A 491-nucleotide genomic window follows, 5' to 3' on the forward strand; every position below is an offset into this window, starting at 1 on the left:
TTTAAACAAACTCTAACTATTACAGGCGATAGTAAAAACAATGTCTTAGATAAAGCTACATTAGAGCAAGGCATAGTAATTGATAGTAAAGGTGCAAAAGTAAGTGTAATAAACGGTTCAGAAATCAAAGGAGAAATAAAAAACGAAGGCTTTATAAATGTAGAAGAAGGCTCAACAGTATCAGAAAAAGTAACAGGTAGTGGTATTTTAAAAACCGATGGAGCTTTTTATGAAGATAATGTAAGTATGGGAGAAGTAAGTGGAACTAATAATACCTTTAAAGGCGATGTAATTATTACAAATACAAATACCGAAGTAAAAGCTGATAATAATACCTTTTTAGGCAATGTATCAGTAAATAATGGTAAACTAACAGCTACTACTAAGAACGACTTTAAAGATATTAACGCTAATAATATTGATTTTATAAACGATGATATAAAAACAACCGATGAAATCAAAGCTCAAACAATAAAAGTAGATGATAAGCT

At 29.3% G+C, this 491-nt stretch carries 1 protein-coding gene; it reads left to right on the forward strand.

Annotated features, from left to right (window positions below; translation table 11 throughout):
- Positions 1 to 491, forward strand: a 491-nt coding sequence (locus AVBRAN12640_RS09930; protein WP_336609198.1) for a hypothetical protein, incomplete at both ends; no start/stop codon positions are given.

It is taken from the genome of Campylobacter sp. RM12640 (assembly GCF_020137595.1).
Lineage (GTDB): Bacteria > Campylobacterota > Campylobacteria > Campylobacterales > Campylobacteraceae > Campylobacter_E.